We start from the raw sequence: 22,880 nt of genomic DNA, 5'->3' as shown, positions 1-22,880 counted from the left end.
ACGATTGATGATGAAAAAGAATATATGGATAGGGTGCATGCTGGCATGGATTATTATTGCCGGGTGTATTGATGATAGAGGCAATTATGACTATCGGTCGACAGATGAAATTTGGCCAGTAAAGATTTCCGGGTTGGAAGCAATGGACTGCCAGGTGGGAGATCAATTAAATTTGACTCCGACAATAACCGGAACGGAAAATATGGAGAACTTGAAATACTCGTGGTTTCTCTATACATCAGGTGTTGCCATGAGCAAAGAGGATACGTTGAGTCACGAGAAGGAACTGAATTGGCAAATTTCCCGTGAAGCGGGAAGTTATAACTTGATGTTTGAGGTAAGGGATACCGTGAGAGATTTGTTTACCAAGAAATCGGTATCGTTGAAAGTCCGTACATTCCTTTCTACCGGTTGGTTCGTGCTGGAAACTGACGGGACGGGAACCGATATGGATATGATAACGCCGGAAGGCACGACTACCGAAAATTTATTGACTACATACAACAGCAGTGGACGGATGGAAGGAGCACCCCGAAAAATACTTTATAAAATGGATCACAGGCATGAGGTGGAAAATTTCGACGGAACGGTAGAGGTGGTGAAAAAAGATGCATTTATCCTGACCTCGGAAAAAGATATTCGGGTTTATGATGCCCAGAATATGGCATTGCTGAAAAAACGAGAGGACTGTTTCTACGAGATGCCGACTCCAGTGAATCCCTTGAATCGTTTTGTGAACAGTACCACGGACGATCATTTGAATAACGACGGGCAGTATTATATTTTACCTGCCGGAAACGTAGGAAAGTTCGGTTATCCGTTAGTGGGACCCGATGGAACAAATAATTATAACGTACATGCGGATGGCGTCAGTGCCTCGCAGCGAGCTTTTCTTTGGGATAAGACGAGCTGTTCTTTCTTGTATGCCAGTACGGGCTCTCAAATGGTATTCTTGAGTGAGGCAAGTGGTAACGAGACTAATTTTGGTCCGGTTTCTAAAACGGATAAAGAATTGATCCATTTGATGTATCGGGCAAGTGAGATGATAAATTATGTCAGTAAGTACAAGGCTTATGCCCTGTGGAAGGATGGAAACGGGAAATATACTATCGTGGATTTGTATTTTGACAAAGCTACATATCCTATCGTGGGAGAATATTCCCTTCCGCAAGGAAATCTTCTTTCTACTGCCGATATAATGGTCACACACCAGAATGCGCCTAAACTTTTCTTCGTCGCAAACGGTAACGAATTGTGGGAACATAATATCAGTTCGAACACCGATCTTTCTATACGGGAAAGGAAAGTGTATACCTTTCCGGGAGGGGAAAGGATCGCTTGTATCCGGCATCTTTATATTACGAATAAGTACGTGGACGAACAGATGGATCGGTTGGTGGTGTTGACGAATAGTGCCGATGGATGGAAATTGTATGGATTCGAGTTTATCGGTGGCGGTAGTGAATTCGATATGACCGTTACTCCGGAGGAGGCGATGATCGGGAAAGGTATAGGTGAAGCCGGGTACGTGATGAGAATGGATAATGACCGTGCATTTTGATCGAAAGTCGGAAATGAAAAAGATTTCAATAATTATTTTTTTGCTTGCGGTGGTTTGTTACTGTTGGGGGCAGAAACTTCCCTCCGTGACCGGATGGAAAGACGGGAGTCATTATCTGGAGCAGGTGAGAGAGGGAAGGAAAAGTGTTTTGTATGCCGTGGACGTGAGGACGGGAGAGAGAACTCCTTACACGTCACCGGAAAAGAAAGCGTCGACAGAGGTAAAGGTTTCGGACGGGGAGGTGGTTTACACCGCCCCGGACGGTAGCCAAAAACAATTGACCCGTACTCCGGCAGAGGAAAAGAATCCCATGCTTTCGCCAGACGGGAAATGGGTTGCTTTTACCCGTGATAATGATTTGTACGCCATAGAGATTGCTTCCGGGCGTGAAGTCCGTTACACGGAAAACGGTTCGGAAGTCATTAAGAATGGGTATGCTTCCTGGGTTTATTACGAGGAAATTTTAGGACGATCAAGCGAGTACCGTAGTTTTTGGTGGTCGCCGGACAGCCGTTACCTTGCCTTCTTTCGTGCTGATGATTCCCGGGTCCCGGTTTATCCGTTGTATAACGTGAAAGGGCAGCATGGGGAACTGGAGATCAATCGCTACCCGCGGGCGGGAGATCCTAATCCGGAAGTGAGGGTCGGAATTGTATCTGTCGAGGGCGGAGAAGTTGTATGGGCTGATTTCAATTCGGAAACAGATCAGTATTTCGGGACTCCTTTTTGGCGTTCGGATGGAAGCGGGTTGTTGGTGCAGTGGATGCCCCGGGAACAGAATAACCTGAAGTTGTATAACGTGAACCCGGTAACCGGAGGCAAGAGTGAGATTTATAATGAAGAGCAGCCGACATGGGTGAATTGGATAACAAGTTTGCACTGGGTCAAGGATGGGTTCATGATGATCCGGGACTTTGACGGGTGGGAACAGATTTACCTGCATAATTCGGATGGTTCATTAAGGCAAAAATTGACATCAGGTCGAAAATGGAACACGAAAATTGTTCGTATTGATGAGAAGAATCGGCAAGTGTATTTTACCTCGAAGGGAGAGATTTCGACACGGAATGATTTCTACTGTGTTGGGTTTGACGGAAAAAGACAGCGGAGATTGACATTTGGGGAATACAATCATAGAAATATTCGTTTGTCACCGGACAACCGTTATTTCCTGACGCAGTATGATAATTCGTCCACGCCGACATGCTTGGGGGTGGTGAATGTGAAAAACGGGAAGGTAAAGGTATTGGGAGATTTGAAGGATGCGGATTTTGATTCGACGAAAATGGAAAAGAAGGAAATGCTGTGGTTGACGACGGCGGAAGGATTTAAAATTCCGGCTATCGTGCGTTGGCCTCGTAACATGGAAAAAGGGAAGCGTTATCCTGTGGATATTCACGTTTATGGTGGTCCTAACCATGGTTCCGTGAGTGATTATTGGTCTTCGTCTGATTCCGGGTGGGATGAGGATTGTATCCGGGTGGTTATGGATCATCGAGGTTCCGGGCATTGCGGGAAGGCTGGTATGAATTATATGCACAGGAATTTGGGCAAGTGGGAAATGGAGGACTATATCGCTTGGGTAAAATTATTGCGAACTTATCCGAACGTGGATAGCACTCGTGTCATGATTAGCGGGGGAAGTTATGGCGGTTACATGACGGCATTGGCATTAACTTACGGGGCTGAGTATTTTCAATATGGCTATGCCAAATTCGGCGTGATGGATTGGATGCTTTACGATTCGCATTACACGGAACGTTATATGGATTTACCCAAAGATAACCCGGAAGGTTACAAGGCGGCTTCCGTTTTTACCTATCTCGATCGTTATCAGTCGTGCGGACCGGCTATGCTACGCATCGTGCATGGCATGATGGACGACAACGTGCATATGCAGAATAGTATGCAATTGGTGGATGCTCTACAACAGATAAATCGGAAGTTCGAGTTGATGCTTTTCCCCGGAGAACGTCACGGGTGGATGAAGAAAATGAAATTTACATTGGAAGATTTGAAAGATTTTAAAAACAGATATTTGAAAAGGAAATGAAAAGACTGATTTTATTCACGTTATTGGTGGCTGCCGTGTTGACGAATGCGATGGCTCAAAACCGGAGTATAAATTTTGAGGAAACGAAAGAGTGGAAGAAAATTGTCAAGAAGGCAAAAAAGAGAAAAAGTTGATCTTCGTGGATTGCTACACGTCCTGGTGCGGTCCCTGCAAGATGTTGGCGAAAAGTGTGTTCACGAATGATGAGGTGGCAGACTTTTTCAACAAGAATTTCGTGAATGCCAAATATGATATGGAAAAAGATGCGGAGGGAGTGGTACTTGGAAAACAGTTCGGGGTACAAGCTTTCCCGACCTTAGTGTTTGTTGATCCTTCTTCGGGTGAAGCTATTCACCGTATGGTTGGTGCGGGTTCGCCGAATTGGTTGATTACCGGTGCTAGGCTTGCCCTGGAACCGGATAATAATCTCAGCAGTATGGTGAAACGATATGCTGCCGGAGAAAGGGATATTGAGCTTTTAAAAAATTATATGTCAGCCTTGTATTCTGCTTATATGCGGGATGAAGCCGCTCGTGTCGCTTGTGAATATCTGGATTCTTTGCCTGTGGATAGTTTGTCTACGCCGGAAAATTGGTATTTGATTAATCGCTACGTGAGCGATCCGTTGTGCCCTTTGTTAAAACGGGTCATGTCTGAACGGGAAAAATTTTATACCGTTATCGGAAGAAAAGACGTGGATAATAAATTGGAGAAAGCGATTTATTCTGCTGTCAAAGAACTGACAGATTGGAAACCGGGAAAGAAAAATCTGTTTGATGAGAAACGTAACCGGGAGTTGACAGACTATTTAATGAGTATTGATTTCATGGTAGCTCCTACCGGTTTGGCTGCTTTGTACATGGCTGCTTATGTGCGGGAGAAAGATTTTCGCGGAATGCTCGACAAAATGGATGAGGCGTTAAGCTATAATTTATTTCGTAACAATTCCGGGCAAGAATATTTCCGGGATAATATCAGAAAATTGATTTATAGTGGTGACAAAGCTTTGATGGAGGAAGGTATTCAGCGCATCGATCGTTTTTGGTTTCAAGCCACGAAGGCTATGGACAAAGCGAATCTGATGAGAACAAAAGCTCTGTTGCAAACCAAAATAGGAGATATTTCCGGTGCGGAGATGTCTAATAAGGAAGCGGAGAAATATATAGCAGAAGCACGGAATAAATAATCACGTGTTAGAAAGAAAAATCACATACCTTCTCGCTACATGGCGAGAAGGTATATTTTGTTTAACCTATTTACATATAAGTGAATAAAGAGGTATTCTCATATTCTTGTTGTCGTCGAATATCGTAAAAAGGATGGTAGTGGAAAGTTCAGTACGGAGAATAGAGTATAAATTATTTTATTTTTATGTGGTTTTTAATGAAGAAATCTTTACCTTTGCTTTGTCAATTCGAGAAAAATAAAAAAGTGTATAGCACAGAAGAAGGAATTAGCCTCCGGAAGTGTTTATACACTTTTTTTATTAAATCCGAGTTGACGTTCTAGTTTAATAACCGGAGGCTTTTTTGGAAAAACGTTTTTTTTATGAGATAGTTACATGTAAATGTAATGTTTTTTGAATTCTAATTTGTCTATGAAGGTGAGAGTACCGTGACGGGAAATCACCTTTTTTTAGGTTTCTTCGCTATTTAACGAAAATTTAAATCAGTTGCACTTTGTTTCACTAGGGAATAGCGTTATATTTGTTAACGAAAATAGTGCGTGTTTTCAGCCACTTTATTTTTTTATTCACATGATTAAAACTATTACACAGATGAGAAAAACAGTATTGATTATTTTTAGTTGCTTTCTCACCTTGTTGTTTGTTCCAAAAATCTACGGACAAACGCAGGATAAGTTGTTGGGATTGCTCAAAGAGGAATTGGCACAACAGATGAAGGAACTTAAAGGGGAAGAATTTCCCCCGTATCACATGAATTACCGGGTGATTGACGTGACCACGTCGGTCGTGTCCGCTTCTTTTGGGGCATTAATGAATAGCCAACAGTATCGCACCCGGACTTTGGTTCCGCAAATACGTTTGGGGGATAAACAACTGGATAATTTCAAGTTCAACCAAATGGGAGCGGCAACGCCATCGGTAGCCAGATTACCTCTGGATGAGGATAATAACGAGGATGCTATTCGTCAGGCGATCTGGAACGAAACGAACAACCGTTACAAGTTTGCCGTGGATATGTATCAGAAGACAAAAGCGCAAACTACCGTGAACGTGGAAGAAGAGGATAAGGCTCCTTATTTCTCGGATGTTCCCGTGGAAAAATATTATGAGGCTCCGCTTCCGGTGGAGCAGACGAAGATAGATTTGGACAAGTGGGCTGCACGGATGAAAGAAATTTCTGCCGTGTTCAAGAATCAACCCGGAATTATGCAGGGAGATGCCATGGTTATTTACACTGTGGAAAGACGTTATTTCGTGGATAACGAGGGTACAGAGGTCGTTCAGAATCTGCCGTACGCCCGAATTATGGTGTTCGGGGAAACCAAGGCTGACGATGGTATGGAATTGCCGTTGAATCTTTCCTATTTTGCATACAACCCGGAAGATTTGCCTTCTAACGACAAGATCATTGCCGATGCGAAAGAGATGGTAAAAACATTGGAGGCTTTACGTGTAGCACCCATGGTAGACCCGTACACGGGTCCGGCTTTGTTGTCCGGTCCTGCCAGCGGCGTATTCTTTCACGAGATTTTTGGTCACCGCGTGGAAGGACAACGTATGAAAAGCGAGAGTGACGGTCAGACTTTCAAGAAGATGGTGGGCGAGTTCGTGTTGCCGGCTGATATGCACGTGTATGACGATCCGACGATTCGCGAGTATGCCGGGGAGGATTTGAACGGTTTCTATAAATACGACGATCAAGGCGTGAAGGCTGAACGCGTGGATGTGGTTGTGAATGGTAAGTTGAACGAGTTCCTGATGACTCGTACGCCGATTGACGGACAGCCTCGCTCTAACGGTCACGCGCGTGCTACCGGAGGATTTGATCCCGTATCCCGGCAGTCCAATTTGGTGATCGAAACCTCTAACCCGAAGACTCCTCAAGAATTACGGCAGTTGTTGATCGAGGAAGTGAAAAAACAAGGTAAGGAATACGGTTATTTCTTCAAAGAAGTGACGAGCGGATTCACGTTTACCGGAAAAGGTGGAACAAATTCATTCAACGTTACCCCGTTGGAAGTATATAAAGTGTTTGCTGACGGACGTCCCGACCAATTGGTACGCGGGGTGGATTTGATCGGAACTCCTCTTTCCATGTTCTCGAATATTATCTTTGCCGGTAATGATGCCCGCGTGTTCACGGGTATGTGTGGTGCCGAATCCGGTTCTATTCCGGTGACTGCCATCTCTCCGACAATTCTGGTGAATAAGGTGGAAACACAACGGAAGGCTAAATCTCAGGATATATTGCCGATTCTGTCGGCTCCGGGATTGGACGGGAAGAAAAATTAAAAGATAAAAGTTTAGAGTGAATGAAACTCCTCCGTCAGCTGCGCTGCCACCTCTTCTATAAACAGAGGAGGAGTTGGAAATGTTTCTCGAAGACGAGAGGGTAACTTGACTCTCCCTCTGTTTATAGAGGGAGTACCCGAAGGGGGAGGGAGTTTTTTTAAGATAGAATCATTAAATCTAATATCAATAAGATGAAATATATATTATCGTTACTATTGTTTTTCCTGCTACTCGGTCCGGTTGTTGCGCAAAGCGAACAGGATCAAGTAATTTTTAAGGCTATGCAGGATGAGTTACAGAGGAACAAGGAGAACTTGGCGTTGCCGGGGATGGATAAACCGTTTTATTTATCCTTTTCTTTGGGAAGGTATCGTCAATTCGAGGTATCCGGAGTTTTGGGTGCTATCACGAGTTCGCTGGAATTACCCTGGCGGGGTATCGCTTCTTCTCAGTTATTGTTGGGAGATTACGATCACACGAGCGATTCCCGTTATGTTGGTCAATTTTTGAAAGTGGGAATGCCTGCCGAGGCGGATTACGATATGATTCGCCAGAATTTCTGGTTGGTGACAGATGCAGCCTATAAGTGGGCATTGCAGGAGTCTGCTGCTAAGGAAGCCGCGTTGAAGGCTAATCCGCAGACCCCGGAAGAGGCTGCTTTGCCGGATCTGGTGAAGGCTGAACCGATCACGAAGATTGTGGAGGGGAAACCTTATACTATTAATATGGAAGAGTGGGAGCGCGTGATTCGTGAGGTTTCTGCGATCTTCAAAAATTACAAGGATATTTACAATTCATCGGTGGGAATCAGTGGGTTGGATATGGAAGTGTACAAGCAGACCAGCGAGGGCGTGACCATGAAACAACCGGTTTCTTACGTTAATTTTTACGCCCAGGGATACGTGAATACAGCCGAGGGCGTGAAGATCGGGGATGTTTATTCCGTGTTGGTGGCTCGCCCGCAGGATATGCCTTCCCTGGAAGATTTGAAGAAGGGGGTCACGGCTTTTGCCGAGAATCTGATGAAGTTGAAGGATGCTCCCGAGGTGGAAGAGTTCTATTCCGGTCCGGTGCTTTTTGAAGATGGTGCCAGTTCCAGTATTTTCGTGAACAACTTGTTGAATCAAGGCGGTTTGTTTGCTTACCGGAAGGCTGATAACGGCAGAGGTGCGGGAGCCAGAACCTTGGACGGACGTATCGGGAGAAAGATTATGGACAATCGTTTGACGGTAAAGAATTACAGTACTTTGGATAAATATAACGGAGTACCTTTGTTGGGGGCTTACGAGATCGATGCCGAGGGTGTAGTTCCCGCGAAAGAAATGACCCTGGTAGACAAGGGTATTCTGCGTCAAATGCTAAATGGACGGGTGCCTTCATTGAAAACTCCTCACTCCACCGGAAGTTCCCGCTTCGTGATGACCGGAAGTGACATCGTTTACGCTACGGCTCCGGGAACGATTCATATTGAAGTGGATAAGGGTACGAAACAGGATAAAATGAAGAAAGCCTTGATTAAGGCTGCCAAAGACGAGGGGTTGGATTACGCCTATATCGTGCGTAGTATTGCCGGAACGGCTTCCAAGATATACAAAGTGGACGTGAAGGACGGTAGCGAAACACAAGTACGTTTCGGGGATGTGTCTGCGATTAATCTGGCGAAAATCAAGCGTGTATTGGATATTTCCAGCAAAGAGAATGTTTCTAATTATATTCTGAACCGTCAGGTGTTGTCTTCGTTGATTTATCCGGCTTCCATCTTAATCGAGGACGTGGAAATCAACAAGTCAGAACCGAAGAAAGAGAAAGAACCGGTACTGAAGTTCCCGTTGCAGAGGTAAGAACGCCTTTGGCGGGTTGCAAGTTGCAGGTTTACTTGTAAGTAAGCTTGAATTCTGAAAGCTAAAAACTAGAAGTTATAATATATACTTAACTTTTAGTTTTTAGCTTTTTTCATGAGAAGAAGAAAATTACTTTCAGTATCTTCCGCGATAAGGATGGTGTGGTGTTTATCGTTCTCCGAAAGTGGATTTACAAACTTATTGTGTATTTTTGTTCGGGTAAAACGAGGGATTATGAAAGAGAAAATAAACAAAACCAATGCGGTAAGATTGTTGGATAAGGCTAAAATTACCTATGAACTGATTCCTTACGAGGTGGATGAACACGACTTGGCTGCGGCACACGTGGCTGCGCAGTTAGGGGAGAATATCGAGCAAGTATTTAAGACTCTTGTCTTACACGGTGACCGGAATGGTTATTTCGTGTGCGTGATTCCTGGGAATCATGAAGTCGATTTGAAGTTGGCGGCAAAGGCGTCGGGAAACAAGAAAGCTGATCTGATCCCGATGAAAGAATTGCTTCCTGTCACGGGATATATCCGGGGCGGTTGTTCGCCTGTCGGGATGAAAAAAGTCTTTCCGACGTTTATTCACGATTCGTGCCTGCAATTTGAATATATATTTATCAGTGCGGGAGTGAGGGGCTTGCAGATTCGCTTGAATCCGGGAGATCTGATAAAATATGTCGGGGCAACAGTTTGTCCGTTGAGTAACGAGAATTTATAAGGGGGATGTTCACACATTCCCCTTTACTCGCGTATAGCGTTCTTCCTTTCAGCGGACGACTCGCGTGCGCTATCTTAAAATATCATGAATTTTATTCACCCTAGTTATGAAAAAGCAATACACATCACATGGAAAAGAACTGCCTGCACGAGCTTCTAAGCAAAGATAGAATTTTTTTTGACATTTGTATCTTTTGAAGGAGTGTTTTTTTGAAAATTCTTTTTATTCCCGTTTTGTTTTATTTGGTCTGCTTTTTGCATTATTCGGGGAAAAACGTGTTAGATATGAGAAAAAAGGTTGCATTATTTTGGATGATTGCATTTCTTGCTAGTTGTGATTTGATAGAGTATCACCCTTATGACGTGCGTTTGTCGGGAGAATTACACATTAACGAGAAAAATATCCCGTTGATCGAAGAAAAATGTGAGGATAAGGATACCATCCGGTTTGTACTCATGGGAGATAGCCAACGATGGTACGATGAAACGGAAGTTTTCGTGAAGCATATGAACAAGAGAAATGATGTGGATTTCGTGATTCACGGGGGAGATGTTTCGGATTTCGGACTAACCAAAGAATTCCTGTGGGTACGGGATATTATGGGTAAATTGCGTATACCTTACGTGACGTTGTTGGGTAACCACGATATATTAGGAAATGGGATGGATGTATTCTTGGACGTGTTCGGGGATGAGAATTTCTCGTTCCGTGCAGGTAAGAATCTTTTCCTTTGCGTGAACACAAACGCTCTGGAGTTTGATTACTCCCACCCGGTGCCCGATTTTTCATTCGTTTATTCGGAATTGCAGGACACCGTCGGGCTTACCCGAACGATTCCGGTGATGCACGTGCCACCCGGTGATGTCGAGTTTAATAATAACGTGGGAAGGGTATTTCACACGATGTTATGTTCATTTCCCGGCATGGAGTTCTGCTTGCACGCGCATAGCCACTGTTTGCGCCACGAGGAGCATTTCGACGATGGAATTCCTTATATAGGTTGTAGTTGTATGAAAGATAAAAACTATCTGTTATTCACCTTAACACCGGAGGGTTACGAGTATGAAGTGGTCTATTATTAAAACGGGATTTGTGGCTCTGTTGCTTTTTGTAGGCACGGGAGTTATGGGTGACGAGAGAGAGGATCAGCAGGAGCGTCGTGCTGAACGGCATAAAAGAAAATTGGAACGTTACCAGTCAAATTGGAATAAATTGATACCGAAATATCAAAATCTGCAATTTGCCGGGTCGATAGGTCTGCTTTCGGCGGGAATCGGTTGGGATTACGGTAAACAACGGCAATGGGAATCGGAGATCATGTTCGGGTTTGTCCCGGAGTTCTCGTCCAATAAAACGAAAGTGACGTTTACGGTGAAACAGAATTACGTGCCGTGGGAGGTTTCGCTCGGGAAGAATTGGGTACTGGAACCGCTTGAAACCGGATTGTTCATGAATACCGTGTTGGCAGATGATTTTTGGGTAAAGGAACCGGAAAAATACCCGAGTAGTTATTATAAATTTTCCACCCGCATCCGTTTCCACGTTTTTCTGGGACAACGTATCGCTTTCGATGCAGGAAAACATTTCCCGTTTCGCCGGATCACGGCGTATTACGAGTTGAGCACGTGCGATTTGTATTTACTCTCCAAGTTCACGAATAAATACGTGAAAATGGGGGATATTTTAAGCCTGTCGTTTGGGCTGAAATTTCATATTTTTTAACGTGTAAATTTCTAGCTATTTATTATCGCCGGTAAGCGGAGAAGAAGTGAACAATTGTTATATTTGTGAAGTAACTAATTTAAATACAAATGAAGAGAATATTTGTTTTGCTTCTTTTCTCTTGGATTGCCACGAATGTCTCGGCGCAAGAAATTGCGGGACAGTGGACGGGGACTTTAAAACTCCCGGCAACGGATTTGAAATTGGTTTTTAACGTGATACATTCCGGGGGAAAGTACTGGGCGACGTTTGACAGTCCGAATCAAGGGGCAAAGAATATTCCAATTGAAACGACTTGTTATGAAAATGGGGAATTGATATTCCATATGCCTCAGATCAGAGCAGAATATTTAGGTCGACTGAATGAACAAGGTGGCGTCGAGGGAATCTTCCGGCAAAGCGGACAAGAGTTCCCGATGGCATTGAAACGGGTCGTGTATATTCCTGTTCCGGGTGAATATGATTTCGATGGGCAATGGATGGGGACGGTGGAAATACAGGGAGTAAAATTGCGGGTGGTATTCCATGTTTCCAGGATAGGGAACGAGTACGCGGCGGCAATGGATAGCCCGGATCAGGGGGCAAAAGGGACTCCGGTACGAGTGACTCGTGTGAATGGTCATGAGATCGTGATGGAAATTCCTGCAATTTCTTTTATTTACCGGGGTGAAGCAGATCGTGAAGGAAGGATTACGGGAAAATTGGCTCAGTTCGGTGTGGAATACACGCTGAATCTGGAACGTCAGAATGAAATCGTGAAATTAGATCGTCCGCAGGAACCGAAAGCTCCTTTCCCGTATAGAATTGAGGAAGTCGTGTTTGAAAATGAAGCCGATTCAGTGATGTTAGCAGGTACCTTGACTTTACCGGAAGGGAAAGATAATTTCCCGGTGGCAGTGATGATCACGGGAAGCGGTCCGCAGAACAGGGATGAGGAGATGATGGGGCATAAGCCGTTTTGGATTATTGCTGATTATTTGGCACGTCGGGGAATAGGTGTTTTGCGTTTTGATGATCGGGGTGTGGGAAAATCGACAGGTGTATTTGATAAAGCCACTTCCTTGGATTTCGCCCGAGATGCGGCATCTGCCGTGCGTTACTTGAAGGAAAAACGGAAATTCCGCGAAATCGGATTGATTGGACATAGTGAAGGGGGAATGATAGCCCCTTTGGTAGCGAGTGAATCGAAAGACGTGAAATTCATTGTCTTGTTGGCGGGAACGGGTATCCGAGGGGATCAAGTTTTGTTGACACAGCAAACGGCGATTAATCGGGAAACGGGGATTGCGGATACCGTGGTTCAAGAGATAGAACGTTGGCATCGAGGTATATACGATATAATACTTGCTTCCTCGTCCGTGGATGAGGTGAGAGATTCCGTGTCGACTTATTTTCGGAATTTACTGGAAGTGGCACCCCCGGGAGCCATAGGGGGAATAAAGTCAGAAGATATTATCCGTGCAAGGGTTGACCAATTACTAAACCCGTGGATGTATTTTTTTATGCGTTACGATCCGGTACTGGCATTGAAGAAGGTAAAATGTCCCGTGTTGGCATTGAATGGTGATAAGGATTTACAGGTTTTGCCAGAAATAAATTTGAATGGAATCAGGCGGGGATTGGTAGCCGCGAAGAACCGGAACGTGACAATCAAAGTGTTGCCGGGATTGAATCACTTGTTTCAGGAATGTGAATCCGGAAATCCTGCCTTGTATGGAAGTATATCCCAGACGTTTTCTCCCGTTGCGTTGAAAGAAATCGGGGATTGGATTGAAAATCTGAAGATAAAGAAATGAAAGGATACCGTTACTCCATAATCTTCTTGTGCTTTCTCGCGTTGGCGATCGACACGTCGGCTCAACGCAAGAAGGTTGGATTGGTATTGAGTGGCGGAGGAGCGAAAGGAGTGGCGCATATCGGGGTGTTGCAGGTGTTGGAAAAAGCGGGAATCCCCGTGGACGTGATCGTGGGAACTAGTATGGGCTCTATCGTCGGGGGACTGTATGCCATCGGTTATACTGCCGACCAACTGGATAGCCTCGTGCGGGCGCAGGACTGGATGTTTCTTTTGAGTGATAAGGTAAACCGTAATGACCTGCCCTTCGGGGAGAAGGAGTTTGACGCGAAATACGTGTTATCTTTCCCTTTCGAGCGGGGAAGGCGCCGTCCCACGGGATTTATCCGGGGGCAGAACGTGTACAATCTTTTCACGGATCTTACCATCGGGTATCACGATTCGTTGGATTTTCTGAAATTGCCTATCCCCTTTGCCTGCGTGGCGGCAGACGTGCTCAACCGGCAGGAGGTCGTGATGAAGGAGGGGAACCTGGTACGGGCAATGCGGGCGAGTATGGCAATACCGGGTGCGTTTACCCCGGTGATCGTGGGCGATCGGGTGCTGGTAGACGGGGGCGTGCTGAATAATTTTCCGACAGACGTGGCACGTGCCCTGGGTGCGGAGATCGTGATCGGGGTGGATGTGCAGGCGGATTTGATGGCGGAAGATAAGCTGGAATCCGTTTCCGGCGTGATACCGCAGATTATCAATTTGCTCTGTATGAACAAGCACGAGGAGAACGTGAAACTTGCCGATCTGGTGATACGCCCGAACGTGAAAGGATATTCGGCGGCTAGTTTTAGTGCCCGGTCGATAGATTCTTTATTGGCAAGGGGAAAAGTGGCAGCTTTGCGGGATTGGGGGGAGATCATGCGTGTGAAAGCCTTGATCGGCGGTCAGCAGGAGAAGGTTGCCGTACCGTCGTCTGTGGACTTACCGGGGGAGTTCGCGATCCGGGAGATACGCATCGAGGGACTTACCGCTAAGGAAGAAGGATGGGTTCGCCGGAAGATGCGGATGCGGGAGAATAGCGTGGTAACGCTCGACGATATTCATCGGGAGATAGCCATGTTGTACGGGACAAAGGCTTTTGCAGCCGTGAGCTACCGCCTGTTGGGCGAACCTCCCTACGAGTTGGAACTGGAATTGCGGGCACAACCAATGAGCGCGGTAAATATCGGATTTCGCTTTGACTCGGAAGAGATGGCGGCAATCCTTCTGAACACGACTTTGAACAATCGGGCGTTGAGGGGTTCACGGCTTGACCTGACGGGGCGATTGAGCAAAAATCCTTACGCTAAGGTGGAGTATTCGCTGGAAAATACTTTCCTGCGGCGTTTCAACCTGGCGTACATGTTTCGCTATAATGATGTGAATTATTATTACCAGGGAAAGAAGGCGAACAACGTGACGTATCGTTACCACATGGGAGAATTCGGGTTGTCGAGCCTTTATTTCCGTAATTTTAAGTTTCAGGTAGGTCTGCGTTACGAGTATTTCGATTACAATTCCCTGCTTTTCTCGAACGCGGAGGAGATCATCGACGTGCGTCCGGAAGGTTGTTTCAGTTATTACGGGCAGGCTCAACTGGATACCTACGATCGTCGTTTTTACCCGAATCGGGGTGTTGCTTTCCAGGCTTCCTGTTCGATTTATACGGATGACTTGGGAACCTACAAAGGGGGAGCTCCTTTCTCGGCGTTGGCGGTGAACTTTGCCCCGGTAGTTTCTATTTCCGATCGCTTGAAGTTATTGCCCGCGGTGTACGGTCGCGTGCTGATCGGGAACAATGCGGCATATTCTTATCTGAACTGTATGGGCGGAGCGGTTTTCGGGCGTTATGCGACACAGCAATTGCCGTTTCTAGGAATCAATCACGTGGAGGTCTTCGATAATTCCCTGCTTGTCGGGCGGGTTGAGTTCCGTCAGCGAGCGGGAAGAAAGCATTATCTTTCTTTTGTCGGGAATTACGCTTTGCAAGATGGCAATTTCTTTGATCTTTTTGGACGGAAAGGCATCTGGGGCGGAGGCGTCGGTTATTCCCGAGATTCTATTTTTGGACCAATTGATTTGATGTTCAGCCTTTCAGATTGGAGCAAAAAACTTGAATGTTATTTTAACCTGGGATTTTATTTCTAGGGCAATTTGATTAGGGTAAACCTGTCTTCAATTCGGGGTAATCCCAAAGTAATACTACCTGTACTTGCTTGCAAATAAGTTTTAACGTGCTTACAGCGCCGCTGGCTAATTGTGCTGTAAATGCGGTGTAAGTGCTTTGTAGCGGTCATGAGGTAGTTTTACTTTGGGATTACTATGGGATTGCCGTGAATTTCGAGAAATAAAAATTAATGCTCATAAAATTTGCGATAAACAAAAATGATGTATATTTGCAGCGCAATAAACGATTGTTTTTGTCGAAAATTATCGTTTATCGAAACAGTTTTCGTGCATTATTATGTCACTGTTTAAGTGAAGTGCGTGGAACACATGGCAATAAATCGGGACCGGTAGTAGGGTTAGTGCGCGAAGCGTATTCGGACGGGTCATGATGGTGTATTGCCTAAGTGGCGGTAGAATCGTTAATAAACAGGGAGAATCGGCAATTACATGATTGAGGAGAAGAAATTAAACTGGTATGTCGCTTACACGCGGGTGAATCAGGAATTATTGATCCAAAAAAAACTGGATGAATTGGGGATCGAAAATTTTCTGCCGCAGGAAGAGCAAGTACGGGAAACACCTCTTGGTCGCAAAACGATTCGAGTACTTTTGATTCATGGGATGATTTTTATCCGTACGGATAAGGCAACGAGTTTTTCTTTGATTAACGACTATTCATTGAATATTATTTATTTGAAAGATATAGAAGGACGCCATTCTTTAGTTGTTCCCGATAAACAAATGCAGGATTTCATGTTTTTGCTGGATTTCTCGCCTAATGGCATAGAGGTATTGAATAAAAACCTTAAACGAGGCGATCGGGTACGGGTTATGAAGGGACCCCTGCAAGGCTTGGAAGGAGAATTGGTGCGTCTGAAGGGGCACAAACGAGTGGTGATTCGTTTAGACGGCGTGGCATCGATAGCCACTTCCTATATTCCGGGCTCTTTCCTGGAAAGAATAGTGTAAAACAAAATAATGGATAAAGGTTTATTTCACGAATTGTACAAGCAATTGTACAATCTCGACATCCGGTCGTATCCCCCGGAAATGTTGTCTGGTTTATTGCACGGTTATTTGACCGTGTATTCCATGGTACGGGTGTACCCGTGGTTGGAGAGTGATTTCGGTAACCCGTATGATGTCCACGAGCGGGCGAAGGAAATTGCCCGGCTATATTCGGAGCAATTGGCGAACGAGGATTTACCCGTCGATTCCCGGGCGGGTTACGCGGCGGACATGATGGATGTTTACCAGTTATATTCAGACTTGAGTTACTTGAACAATGGGTTGGATGCGGCGTACCGTATTCTTACAGCCAGGGGGAGTGACAAAATCGTGTTGCCTTGTCGGACACCGAATATTTGCCGGTTGCTATGCAATTGCTACTATTTCGCGAATGACAAGATGTGCGGGGAATTGGCGGGGAGGTTGGTCACGGAGGCTTTGGGATATATCCGTGGGGGCGACCAAGAGGTTTTATTATCGTGGTGGGATGCTTTCTGCCTGTATGGTGATGTTGTCGGGGTAATGGAATTGCCGACAGAGGAACTAGAACGCCTGAACGAGGATCGGGCTCGTTTACGGGTAAGTGTGGCACGACAGGAGGAAGAAAAAATTGAACGTTTCCGGCAAACGGGCAAAGATGCTGATTTCAGTTTGGTGGCGGAGGTTTTTAATATTCTGGCAACGAGGGAGTTTGTGGCGCGTAACGAACATTATGTTGTGAAAGAATAATTTTGGTTGTATGTTTTTTTCTTCTTTTTTTATTAGTTTGTTGGCAACGGCGTATCTTATACCTAAGATATTGCTTATATCTATCCGGAAGCATTTGATAGATCAGCCTAATGCCAGAAAAGTGCATACTTGTGTTTCTTCCCGTTTGGGAGGAGTGGCGTTTTTTCCGGCAATCTTTTTCGCGATAGGGGTTACGGTTTCCATTTTTTCCCGGTTTGATGCGAATGTGATGGAATATTTTATGACTGCCAGTTTTATTATGGTGATGTGCGCATGTATCTTGTTGTACTTGATAGGAATTGCGGACGATGTCGTGGGAGTCAGTTGGCGATTTAAATTCGTGTTCCAGATCATTGCAGCCGGGTTGATCACTCTCTCCGGTACGTGGGTGAACAATTTGTATGGTATTTGCGGCGTGTGGGAAATTCCCGCCTGGTTGGGTGTTCCTTTGACGGTCTTTTTAATCGTGTTTGTTATTAACGCCGTGAATCTGATAGACGGGATCGACGGTTTGGCTTCCGGGCTGAGTGGTGTAGCGTTGCTGTTTTTGGGGGCTTTGTTCCTTCACGAGGGGCAAGAGACAAGCGCGTTGTTGGCTTTTACCACGTTAGGGGCGTTAATTCCCTTCTTTTATTATAATGTGTTCGGGATTGCCCAAAAGAGGTACAAGATATTTATGGGTGACACGGGGGCTTTGGTGATTGGTTTGATCTTGAGTGTGTTGGCGGTAAAGTTCGCTTGCCTGCTTCAAAATGAGGAGACCGAGTTGGCTTACCCGTTTATCGTGGTGGCTTTTTCGGTACTATTGGTACCTTGTTTGGATGTTGTTCGGGTGGTACTTCATCGTTACCGTGCGGGAAAACCGTTATTCTTGCCGGATAAGAATCATATCCATCATAAATTCCTCGCGTTAGGTTACTCTCACCGGGTGGCTATGTTCACGATTTTGGGTTTGGCTTCGGTGTTTATTATGCTGAATATCGCGTTGTGTCTGTATATAAATATCAACGTGCTTATCGTGTTGGATGTCGTCCTGTGGACGCTTTTTCACTTGTGGTTGAGTGCCAGGATCAAGAAAAAGCTGGATGAAGCGGCTCGTTTGGAGCAGCAGCTTGTTGAAGCGGGGTGTCGCAATTGCAAGGAACGGGACGCGTTGAAGGTGAAATTCTTCTTGGAGAAGAAAGCGGGTAAGGTGGTTACGATCGATGAGATAAAAGAAAAATCCGGGGCGGAAAGATTGCGGGTGGATTCCATTCTCTTTGATTTCGTGGAGGAGGGGCTTATTGTTTTGGAAAAGGAGGGAGAATCCGAATTCGGCATTTATGACGGGAAGACCACGATTCGATGGTTTGATTCCCAGTTGCCATTGGCGGTGGAAAGTTATTTGATGAGATTAATGCAAAACTAATAAATATATTTTGAAAATGAAAGCTTGTTTTATGGGGTTAGGCTATATCGGTCTGCCTACAGCGATTATTGCGGCAAAACATGGTGTGCAGATAACGGGAGTTGATATAAATCCCAAAGTGGTCGAATTGACCAATCAAGGAAAACTTCATATCATAGAACCGGGGATGGAAGAGATGCTCGGGGAAGTCGTTGCAAACGGGATGTTGAAGGCATCGCTTGTCCCGGAAGAAAGTGCCGCTTATTTTATGGTAGTTCCCACTCCATTTAAAGGCAATCATGAACCGGATATTTCTTACGTGGAGGCTGCTACCCGAGCCGTGTTGCCACTGCTGAAAGAGGGCGATTTGTACGTGATCGAATCGACTTCTCCGGTTGGCACTACCGAAAAAATGATGAATTTGATTTACACGGAACGCCCGGAATTACGGGATAAAATCTATATCGCTTATTGTCCGGAGCGGGTGTTGCCCGGGAATGTCATTCACGAGTTAGTGCACAACGACCGGGTGATCGGAGGGGTGAATGAGGCTTCGACCGAGAAAGCTATCGAGTTTTACGCTCAGTTCGTGCAAGGTACGTTGCATAGAACCAACGCTCGCACAGCCGAGATGTGTAAATTGACGGAAAATTCATCCCGGGATGTACAAATCGCTTTTGCTAACGAGCTTTCCCTGATATGCGACAAGGCGGGGATCAACGTGTGGGAGTTGATAAATTTGGCAAACAAACATCCGCGGGTGAACATCCTGCAACCGGGATGTGGTGTCGGGGGGCATTGCATAGCCGTGGATCCTTATTTTATCACGGCGGAATTCCCGATGGAGTCGAAGATTATTGCCGATGCCCGGGAAATTAATAATTACAAGGCATTCTGGTGCGCGGAGAAGGTTCAGAATGAAATGTTGAAATTTGAATTGAAGCACCATCGTAAGCCCGTGGTTGCCATGATGGGATTGGCATTCAAGCCGAATATCGATGATTTGCGGGAATCCCCGGCAAAATATATCACGACGAAAGTGATGCAGGGATGCAATAATGCGGATATCTTGGTCGTGGAGCCGAACGTCAGCGAGCATAAAATATTCAAATTGACTGGGTACCGGGAAGCATACGATCGTGCGGATATCGTGGTGATGCTTGTCGCTCACGATGTATTCAAGGAATTGCCTTGGACGGACGGAAAAGTAATACTTGATTTTTGCGGGATATACAAGAAGTAACGATGAGAAAAAGGGTGATGTTAGTTTTCGGGACACGTCCCGAGGCGATAAAAATGGCTCCTTTGGTGAAAGAATTTCAACGGCACCCGGAGGAGTTCCAGACGGTCGTGTGCGTGACGGGGCAGCATCGGGAGATGTTGGACCAGGTATTGCATATTTTTGAAATCGAACCCGATTATGACTTGAATATCATGAAACAGGGACAGGACCTGTATGACGTGACGGCACGGGTATTGACGGGTATGCGGGATGTGTTGAAAGAGGTGCAGCCGGATGTGGTGCTTGTCCACGGGGACACGACGACATCAACGGCGGCGGCTTTGGCAAGTTTCTACCAGCAAATACCCGTGGGACACGTGGAAGCGGGATTGCGAACTCATAATATTTATAGCCCTTGGCCGGAGGAGATGAACAGGCAAATCACGGGACGCGTGGCAACTTACCATTTTGCCCCCACGGCTTTAAGTCGGCAGAATTTATTGGCAGAGGGGATTCACCCGAAGGCAATTGCCGTGACCGGAAATACGGTGATTGATGCTTTGTACATGGTGGTGGATAAGATGAAGCATGACGGGCGTTTAGATCTTTCTTTGCGTGAAGAGTTACGAAAAGCGGGGTATGACGTGGAGCGTTTGAAAGGTGATGGTCGGAAATTAGTGCTTATCACGGGACACCGGAGAGAAAATTTCGGGCAAGGATTTATCCATATATGTTTGGCTATAAAAACGTTGAAGGAAAAGTATCCGGGAGTGGATTTCGTGTACCCGATGCACTTGAACCCGAACGTGCGGAAGCCTATCCGGGAGGTATTCGGGGAAGATGTCGCTTCCAATATGTTTTTCATCGAGCCGTTGGAGTACCTGTCATTCGTGTATCTGATGGAGAAGTCCACGATTGTATTGACGGATAGTGGAGGTATTCAAGAGGAGGCACCCGGTTTGGGCAAACCCGTACTCGTGATGCGTGATACGACAGAACGCCCGGAAGCCTTGGAAGCCGGGACGGTGAAACTCGTGGGCACGGATTTCGGGAAGATCGTGGGAGAGGTTTCGACCTTGCTGGAGGACGAGGAGTATTACGAGAAGATGAGCAAAGCGGTAAATCCTTACGGGGATGGGAAGGCGTGCGGGAGAATTGTTGAATGGTTGGGATAGTTTTATAGCGAGTTTGATGCTGTTGGAAATGGTGTGAGAAAATAAGCTAAGTGGAGGATTCTTTCAGGAACAGCATGATGTATGAGGGATCATAATTTTCTGTGAAGGGTGTAAAATATGAAAGAGTAATTGTTTATTTTTCCAATTAAAGGATTATGGTGTGGAATCTTAATTCTATATTATGAATATGAAAGAAAATCTAGGAGGTAATAGGGTATGGTCGTTCGAAAAATATTGACGATTTTGTTATTGCTCTTTAGAAGAGGAATAATTCAATTGACTAGCCGTTATGTCAGGTATAAATATGTTCTTTCTGGAGCGAAGATTGGACGGAGTTTGAAAGTTGTGGGAAATTGTAAAATTAGAGGATGGTATTGTAATGTTGATATTGCAGATCATGTAGATATCCATAATAATTGCTGTATGCTTATTGGACGTAATAGTATGTTAAAGATTGGGAGAAGAACTTCAATTTCATATAATACGATTATTAATGCAGGCGTGGGGAATATTGTAATTGGAGAGAATACTATGATTGCAGGCAATTGCTATATTGTATCTAATGATCATGATATTAATACAACGTTGAGTGTACGTGATTGTGGGCATATAATAGGAGATGTACATATTGGGAATAATGTATGGATTGGGGCGAATGTGGTTGTAACCAAAGGAGTGCATATAGGGGATGGCTCTATTATTGGAGCAGGATCTGTTGTTACGAAAGATGTGCCTCCTATGTCAATAGCATTTGGAGTCCCTTGTAAATCTGTGGCAAAAAGAATTTTGAAAGGAAATGAAAAAGAGTAAGATCGGACTAATAATCGGCACCTTGCCTGCAAGGTATAGAGGAATTGCGGCTGGGGGAATAGCAACGCATATAGATGGTTTAATTAGTGCTTTAAATAAAGAGAAAATTCAAACTTTTATATGTTATCATAAGCCTTTTGGTATAAAGCATCCTGATGTCATAAATTCCTTGAAAATAGGATGGATTAAAGCGGTATTGAAAGGTTTTTTGATGTTGTTTTTTGTGAAAGGTTATACTATTCGTAGATATTCTTTTAAGACCAATGTGTTAATAGCATATTATTACGCAACTTTATCTGTGTTTTTGAAGAAACATACACCGGATTTTATTCATATACATTCGCTGTATAATCCTGCTGCAATTGCTTTAAAATGGCTTAAGTATTCCAAAAGCATTATTATAACAGATCATGGTTTTTGGTTAGATGGTAATTATCCTGAAGATAAGAAACTGACAATTTTATTGCGGGATAATTATGCGGTTGCTTCCAATGTTATATATATTTCGGATGTCGCTTTAATTCAGCATCAAAAAGCTAAATTAGGAGATTTGACTAAATTGGTAAAGATATCTAATCCGACTTTTTTTGATAATTATCCATATAAATCCTGTTCTAAGAGTGCCGATAATAAGAAAGTTATAATATTTAATGGTTATAAGGAAAGTTTGACAACAAAAGGGTTGTCTTTTTTGCTTGAAGCTCTTGATAATAATGACTATTTTAATACAAGAGTACGATTATTGATAATATGTAATGATGAAGCACAAAAATATATTCAAGATCATACCTGGAATTTTGAGTATAAAGTATTCGGACGTACAAAATTTGAGGATATACTTAAAATGTATACTCAATCAGATTTGTTAGTTGTTCCAAGTAAGTTTGAAAGTTTTGGACTTGTTTATACAGAAGCTTTAGCTGTAGGAATTCCTGTCATTGGATATTATGCGATGATAAATGAATTTCGTCAAACATTGAATATGTATATTGGAGCACCAATAGATATAACAAGGGAACGACCGAGTGATTTAGCTCAAAGAATAATAGAATGCTTAGAAACTTCTTTTGATCCCAAAGGTGTGCGGGAAGCTTTGATGAAACATTATGATTGGGGAAATCTAATTGATCGTTTTTTAGTTTTGTATTATGGTACGTGCGATAATAAGTAA

Annotated in this window: 18 protein-coding genes; all 18 read left to right on the top strand. The window is 44.5% G+C overall.

Translation table 11 applies throughout. The features are described 5' to 3' along the window. Positions 1-10 precede the first annotated feature (10 nt). The 18 genes from A3CY_RS0105630 to A3CY_RS0105540 all read left to right on the top strand — a co-directional run bounded on the left by A3CY_RS0105630 (position 11) and on the right by A3CY_RS0105540 (position 22,880). Positions 11-1,561, top strand: coding sequence for a PKD-like family lipoprotein (locus tag A3CY_RS0105630; RefSeq protein WP_040371270.1), 1,551 nt, complete (start codon positions 11-13; stop codon positions 1,559-1,561). Positions 1,562-1,574: 13 nt separating this feature from the next. Further along, positions 1,575-3,614 (top strand): S9 family peptidase, encoded by a 2,040-nt coding sequence (locus A3CY_RS0105625; protein WP_169503565.1) that lies wholly within the window; start codon positions 1,575-1,577, stop codon positions 3,612-3,614. Beyond that, complete coding sequence (locus A3CY_RS22865; RefSeq protein WP_018336928.1) at positions 3,611-3,748, top strand: hypothetical protein; 138 nt, start codon at positions 3,611-3,613, stop codon at positions 3,746-3,748. The genes A3CY_RS0105625 and A3CY_RS22865 overlap by 4 nt, the downstream gene beginning before the upstream one ends. Continuing rightward, the gene (locus tag A3CY_RS21895) at positions 3,706-4,800 is read left to right on the top strand and encodes a thioredoxin family protein (RefSeq protein WP_071595959.1); all 1,095 of its coding nucleotides are present in this window, start codon (positions 3,706-3,708) and stop codon (positions 4,798-4,800) included. Before A3CY_RS22865 ends, A3CY_RS21895 begins: the two co-directional genes overlap by 43 nt. A 591-nt stretch (positions 4,801-5,391) precedes the next feature. Then, positions 5,392-7,092, top strand: a complete 1,701-nt coding sequence (locus A3CY_RS0105605; protein ID WP_018336925.1) for a TldD/PmbA family protein — start codon at positions 5,392-5,394, stop codon at positions 7,090-7,092. A 191-nt stretch (positions 7,093-7,283) separates the two neighbouring features. Further along, positions 7,284-8,933, top strand: a complete 1,650-nt coding sequence (locus A3CY_RS0105600) for a metallopeptidase TldD-related protein (protein ID WP_026207343.1) — start codon at positions 7,284-7,286, stop codon at positions 8,931-8,933. A 234-nt stretch (positions 8,934-9,167) separates the two neighbouring features. Beyond that, positions 9,168-9,659 (top strand): Cys-tRNA(Pro) deacylase, encoded by a 492-nt coding sequence (ybaK, locus tag A3CY_RS0105595; protein ID WP_018336923.1) that lies wholly within the window; start codon positions 9,168-9,170, stop codon positions 9,657-9,659. A 284-nt stretch (positions 9,660-9,943) separates the two neighbouring features. Further along, complete coding sequence (locus tag A3CY_RS0105590; RefSeq protein ID WP_026207342.1) at positions 9,944-10,741, top strand: metallophosphoesterase family protein; 798 nt, start codon at positions 9,944-9,946, stop codon at positions 10,739-10,741. A gap of 10 nt (positions 10,742-10,751) precedes the next feature. Continuing rightward, positions 10,752-11,381, top strand: coding sequence for a hypothetical protein (locus tag A3CY_RS0105585; RefSeq protein WP_155828190.1), 630 nt, complete (start codon positions 10,752-10,754; stop codon positions 11,379-11,381). A gap of 89 nt (positions 11,382-11,470) precedes the next feature. Continuing rightward, positions 11,471-13,177 carry an alpha/beta hydrolase family protein gene (locus A3CY_RS0105580; RefSeq protein ID WP_018336920.1) on the top strand — a complete coding sequence of 569 codons (1,707 nt, stop codon included), beginning with the start codon at positions 11,471-11,473 and terminating at the stop codon, positions 13,175-13,177. After that, positions 13,174-15,357 carry a patatin-like phospholipase family protein gene (locus A3CY_RS0105575; protein ID WP_018336919.1) on the top strand — a complete coding sequence of 728 codons (2,184 nt, stop codon included), beginning with the start codon at positions 13,174-13,176 and terminating at the stop codon, positions 15,355-15,357. Before A3CY_RS0105580 ends, A3CY_RS0105575 begins: the two co-directional genes overlap by 4 nt. A 468-nt stretch (positions 15,358-15,825) precedes the next feature. Then, complete coding sequence (locus A3CY_RS0105570) at positions 15,826-16,347, top strand: UpxY family transcription antiterminator (RefSeq protein ID WP_018336918.1); 522 nt, start codon at positions 15,826-15,828, stop codon at positions 16,345-16,347. Positions 16,348-16,356: 9 nt separating this feature from the next. Continuing rightward, positions 16,357-17,115 (top strand): hypothetical protein, encoded by a 759-nt coding sequence (locus tag A3CY_RS0105565; protein ID WP_018336917.1) that lies wholly within the window; start codon positions 16,357-16,359, stop codon positions 17,113-17,115. A gap of 10 nt (positions 17,116-17,125) precedes the next feature. Further along, positions 17,126-18,523 (top strand): MraY family glycosyltransferase, encoded by a 1,398-nt coding sequence (locus A3CY_RS20320; RefSeq protein WP_018336916.1) that lies wholly within the window; start codon positions 17,126-17,128, stop codon positions 18,521-18,523. 16 nt (positions 18,524-18,539) lie between these two features. After that, on the top strand, positions 18,540-19,745 hold the full coding sequence (gene wecC, locus A3CY_RS0105555; protein ID WP_026207340.1) for a UDP-N-acetyl-D-mannosamine dehydrogenase: 1,206 nt from the start codon (positions 18,540-18,542) through the stop codon (positions 19,743-19,745). Positions 19,746-19,747: 2 nt separating this feature from the next. Next, positions 19,748-20,899, top strand: a complete 1,152-nt coding sequence (gene wecB / locus A3CY_RS0105550) for a non-hydrolyzing UDP-N-acetylglucosamine 2-epimerase (RefSeq protein WP_040371478.1) — start codon at positions 19,748-19,750, stop codon at positions 20,897-20,899. 216 nt (positions 20,900-21,115) lie between these two features. After that, positions 21,116-21,709 carry an acyltransferase gene (locus A3CY_RS0105545; RefSeq protein ID WP_018336913.1) on the top strand — a complete coding sequence of 198 codons (594 nt, stop codon included), beginning with the start codon at positions 21,116-21,118 and terminating at the stop codon, positions 21,707-21,709. Continuing rightward, a complete protein-coding gene (locus A3CY_RS0105540) occupies positions 21,696-22,880 on the top strand; it encodes a glycosyltransferase family 4 protein (RefSeq protein ID WP_018336912.1) in 1,185 nt (394 codons plus the stop codon). Before A3CY_RS0105545 ends, A3CY_RS0105540 begins: the two co-directional genes overlap by 14 nt.

Source organism: Butyricimonas synergistica DSM 23225 (genome assembly GCF_000379665.1).
Lineage (GTDB): Bacteria > Bacteroidota > Bacteroidia > Bacteroidales > Marinifilaceae > Butyricimonas > Butyricimonas synergistica.
The sequence above is the reverse complement of the archived record's forward strand: the minus strand, read 5'-3'. Positions and strand labels throughout refer to the sequence as shown.

What these genes read in the sequence shown, in the direction of transcription:
- A3CY_RS0105630 (WP_040371270.1), top strand. Translation starts at nt 11, where the DNA reads ATGAAAAAGAATATATGGATAGGGTGCATGCTGGCATGGATTATTATT.
- A3CY_RS0105625 (WP_169503565.1), top strand. Translation starts at nt 1,575, where the DNA reads ATGAAAAAGATTTCAATAATTATTTTTTTGCTTGCGGTGGTTTGTTAC.
- A3CY_RS22865 (WP_018336928.1), top strand. Translation starts at nt 3,611, where the DNA reads ATGAAAAGACTGATTTTATTCACGTTATTGGTGGCTGCCGTGTTGACG.
- A3CY_RS0105605 (WP_018336925.1), top strand. Translation starts at nt 5,392, where the DNA reads ATGAGAAAAACAGTATTGATTATTTTTAGTTGCTTTCTCACCTTGTTG.
- A3CY_RS0105600 (WP_026207343.1), top strand. Translation starts at nt 7,284, where the DNA reads ATGAAATATATATTATCGTTACTATTGTTTTTCCTGCTACTCGGTCCG.
- ybaK (WP_018336923.1), top strand. Translation starts at nt 9,168, where the DNA reads ATGAAAGAGAAAATAAACAAAACCAATGCGGTAAGATTGTTGGATAAG.
- A3CY_RS0105590 (WP_026207342.1), top strand. Translation starts at nt 9,944, where the DNA reads ATGAGAAAAAAGGTTGCATTATTTTGGATGATTGCATTTCTTGCTAGT.
- A3CY_RS0105580 (WP_018336920.1), top strand. Translation starts at nt 11,471, where the DNA reads ATGAAGAGAATATTTGTTTTGCTTCTTTTCTCTTGGATTGCCACGAAT.
- A3CY_RS0105575 (WP_018336919.1), top strand. Translation starts at nt 13,174, where the DNA reads ATGAAAGGATACCGTTACTCCATAATCTTCTTGTGCTTTCTCGCGTTG.
- A3CY_RS0105570 (WP_018336918.1), top strand. Translation starts at nt 15,826, where the DNA reads ATGATTGAGGAGAAGAAATTAAACTGGTATGTCGCTTACACGCGGGTG.
- A3CY_RS0105565 (WP_018336917.1), top strand. Translation starts at nt 16,357, where the DNA reads ATGGATAAAGGTTTATTTCACGAATTGTACAAGCAATTGTACAATCTC.
- A3CY_RS20320 (WP_018336916.1), top strand. Translation starts at nt 17,126, where the DNA reads ATGTTTTTTTCTTCTTTTTTTATTAGTTTGTTGGCAACGGCGTATCTT.
- wecC (WP_026207340.1), top strand. Translation starts at nt 18,540, where the DNA reads ATGAAAGCTTGTTTTATGGGGTTAGGCTATATCGGTCTGCCTACAGCG.
- wecB (WP_040371478.1), top strand. Translation starts at nt 19,748, where the DNA reads ATGAGAAAAAGGGTGATGTTAGTTTTCGGGACACGTCCCGAGGCGATA.
- A3CY_RS0105545 (WP_018336913.1), top strand. Translation starts at nt 21,116, where the DNA reads ATGGTCGTTCGAAAAATATTGACGATTTTGTTATTGCTCTTTAGAAGA.
- A3CY_RS0105540 (WP_018336912.1), top strand. Translation starts at nt 21,696, where the DNA reads ATGAAAAAGAGTAAGATCGGACTAATAATCGGCACCTTGCCTGCAAGG.